Source organism: Streptomyces sp. NPDC089915 (assembly GCF_040684675.1).
GTDB lineage: Bacteria > Actinomycetota > Actinomycetes > Streptomycetales > Streptomycetaceae > Streptomyces.
The window spans coordinates 1-3,410 of record NZ_JBFBGN010000266.1; the positions used below are offsets into that span (position 1 = coordinate 1).

At 68.7% G+C, this 3,410-nt stretch carries 2 protein-coding genes; both read left to right on the forward strand.

The features are described from left to right. The first annotated feature begins 173 nt into the window (after positions 1–173). On the forward strand, positions 174–764 hold the full coding sequence (locus tag AB0O29_RS34590; RefSeq protein WP_365160015.1) for a CDP-alcohol phosphatidyltransferase family protein: 591 nt from the start codon (positions 174–176) through the stop codon (positions 762–764). 101 nt (positions 765–865) lie between these two features. Continuing rightward, positions 866–3,376 (forward strand): mannose-1-phosphate guanyltransferase, encoded by a 2,511-nt coding sequence (locus AB0O29_RS34595; protein ID WP_365160018.1) that lies wholly within the window; start codon positions 866–868, stop codon positions 3,374–3,376. Positions 3,377–3,410 lie beyond the last annotated feature (34 nt).

A 3,410-nucleotide genomic window follows, 5' to 3' on the forward strand; every position in this document is an offset into this window, starting at 1 on the left:
TACTGCAGGGGGGACCCTGTGGGAGAGTAGGACGCCGCCGAACAATCATTGTGGGAAAGCCCCGCACCAGTCATGGTGCGGGGCTTTTCTGCGTTCCGGGCCCGCCCGGGGTCTCCTGTAGGGTCAGGGGAGCATAGATTCGACATTTCTACAGTCACAGTGGAGGCCCCCGGGTGGAGGTCCAGGAGACTCGGGTCCAGACTGACCGAATTTTCACCATTCCGAACATCCTCAGCATGGCCCGCCTCGTCGGCGTGCCGCTGTTCCTCTGGCTCATCCTCGCCAAGCACGACGGTTGGGCATTGCTCGTGCTCATGCTGAGCGGCGTCAGTGACTACCTCGACGGGAAACTCGCGCGGCGCTGGAACCAGATCAGCAAACTGGGCCGGCTCCTGGACCCCGCAGCCGACCGGCTCTACGTCCTGACCACGCTCTTCGGGCTCACCTACCGGGGGATTCTGCCCCTCTGGGTCACCGCGGCGCTGCTGGCCCGCGAGGCAATGCTGCTGGTCATGGTGTGGATCCTGCGCCGGCACGGCTATCCGCCGCCCCAGGTCAACTTCCTCGGCAAGGCCGCCACCTTCAACCTGATGTACGCCTTCCCACTGCTCCTGCTCAGTGACGGTACGGGGTGGTTGGCCTGGATGGCGTCCGTTTTCGGATGGGCGTTCGCAGGATGGGGTACAACGCTCTATTGGTGGGCAGGAATCCTTTACGTGGTGCAAGTCCGCCGTCTGGTCAAGGCGGACGCCACGGCCGATTGAGCTCACTCGGCGCCGGTGCTGACGCGGAGGAGTAGCGGAGTATCCGTCCGAGACGGGTGAGGTCGGCCAGACCGTCATCTCTCTAGGAGGACTCTTCCGACATGAAGGCCGTCGTGATGGCCGGTGGCGAAGGAACGCGGCTTCGCCCCATGACCTCAAGCATGCCCAAGCCGCTCCTGCCGGTGGCGAACCGGCCGATCATGGAGCACGTGCTCAGGCTGCTCAAGCGGCATGGGCTGAGCGAGACCGTGGTCACAGTCCAGTTCCTGGCGTCACTCGTCAAGAACTACTTCGGTGACGGCGAGGAGCTCGGGATGGAGCTCACCTACGCCAACGAGGAGAAGCCACTCGGCACCGCCGGCAGCGTGAAGAACGCCGAGGAGGCCCTGAAGGACGACACCTTCCTGGTCATCTCCGGCGACGCGCTCACCGACTTCGACCTCACCGACCTCATCAGCTTCCACAAGGAGAAGGGCGCACTCGTCACGGTGTGCCTCACCCGGGTGCCGAACCCGCTGGAATTCGGCATCACCATCGTGGACGAAGAGGGCAAGGTCGAGCGCTTCCTCGAGAAGCCGACCTGGGGGCAGGTGTTCTCGGACACCATCAACACCGGCATCTACGTGATGGAGCCGGAGATCTTCGACTACGTCGACCCGGACGTCTCGGTCGACTGGTCCGGCGACGTCTTCCCGCAGCTGATGAAGGAAGGCCGGCCGATCTACGGCTACGTGGCCGAGGGCTACTGGGAGGACGTGGGCACGCACGAGAGCTACGTCAAGGCGCAGGCCGACGTGCTCGAGGGCAAGGTCCAGGTCGACATGGACGGCTTCGAGATCTCGCCCGGGGTGTGGATCGCCGAAGGCGCCGAGGTGAGCCCGGACGCCGTGCTGCGCGGCCCGCTGTACATCGGTGACTACGCCAAGGTCGAGGCCGGGGCGGAGGTCCGCGAGCACACCGTCGTCGGATCGAACGTGGTCGTCAAGAGCGGGGCCTTCCTGCACAAGGCCGTCGTCCACGACAACGTCTACATCGGGCCGCACAGCAACCTGCGCGGCTGCGTCATCGGCAAGAACACCGACATCATGCGGGCCGCCCGCATCGAGGACGGCGCCGTCATCGGCGACGAGTGCCTCGTCGGTGAGGAATCGATCGTGCAGGGCAACGTACGCGTCTACCCCTTCAAGACGATCGAGGCCGGCGCCTTCGTCAACACCTCGGTCATCTGGGAGTCGCGCGGCCAGGCCCACCTGTTCGGCGCGCGCGGGGTCTCCGGGATCCTGAACGTGGAGATCACCCCCGAGCTGGTGGTGAAGCTCGCCGGGGCCTACGCGACCACCCTCAAGAAGGGGGCGATCGTCACCACGGCCCGTGACCACTCCCGCGGCGCCCGAGCGCTCAAGCGCGCCGTGATCTCGGCGCTCCAGGCCAGCGCCATCGACGTCCGCGACCTGGAGAACGTCCCGCTGCCCGTGGCCCGTCAGCAGACGGCCCGCGGCGCGGCGGGCGGGATCATGATCCGGACCTCGCCCGGGGTGCCGGACTCGGTGGACATCATGTTCCTCGACGAGCGGGGAGCGGACCTCTCGCAGGCGCAGCAGCGCAAGCTGGACCGCGTCTACGCACGTCAGGAGTACCGCCGGGCCTTCCCCGGGGAGATCGGCGACCTCCAGTTCCCGTCGAGCGTCTTCGACTCGTACACCGGCTCGCTGCTGCGGCGGGTGGACACCACCGGGATCGCCGACTCCGGCCTGAAGGTGGTCGTGGACGCCTCGAACGGCAGCGCCGGGCTCGTCCTGCCCAGCCTGCTCGGCCGGCTCGGGGTGGACGCCCTGACGATCAACCCCGGGCTCGACGAGTCCCGGCCGACCGAGACCCACGAGTCCCGGCGCGCCGGACTGGTGCGGCTCGGGGAGATCGTCGCCTCGGCCAGGGCGGCCTTCGGCGTGCGGTTCGACCCGGTCGGCGAGCGGATCTCCCTCGTCGACGAGCGGGGCCGGATCATCGAGGACGACAGGGCGCTGCTCGTCCTGCTCGACCTGGTGGCGGCGGAGAAGCGCAGCGGCAAGGTGGCCCTGCCGGTGACCACGACCCGGGTCGCCGAGCAGGTGGCGGCGTACCACGGCACGCAGGTGGAGTGGACGACGACCTCGCCCGACGACCTGACCCGGGTGGGCCGCGAGGAGACCACGATCTTCGGCGGCGACGGCCGGGGCGGCTTCATCGTCCCGGAGTTCAGCAGCGTCTTCGACGGATCGGCGGCCTTCGTCCAGCTCATCGGGCTGGTCGCGCGGACCCAGCTCACGCTGAGCCAGATCGACTCCCGCATCCCGCGGGCGCACGTGCTCAAGCGGGACGTGCCGACCCCGTGGGCGGCCAAGGGGCTCGTCATGCGGCGGGTGGTGGAGGCGGCCGGCGAGCGGCAGGTGGACACCACCGACGGCGTGCGCGTGGTCGAGGCCGACGGCCGGTGGGCGCTGGTCCTGCCGGACCCGGCGGAGGCCGTCACCCACCTGTGGGCCGAGGGCCCCGACGACGCGTCGGCGCAGGCCCTGCTGGACGTCACCCCGGACGCCGACGACGCCGGCGAGAACGCAGAGGCGAGCGCGTGAACGGGCTGCCCATGACCGTCCCGGCGCCGGCCGG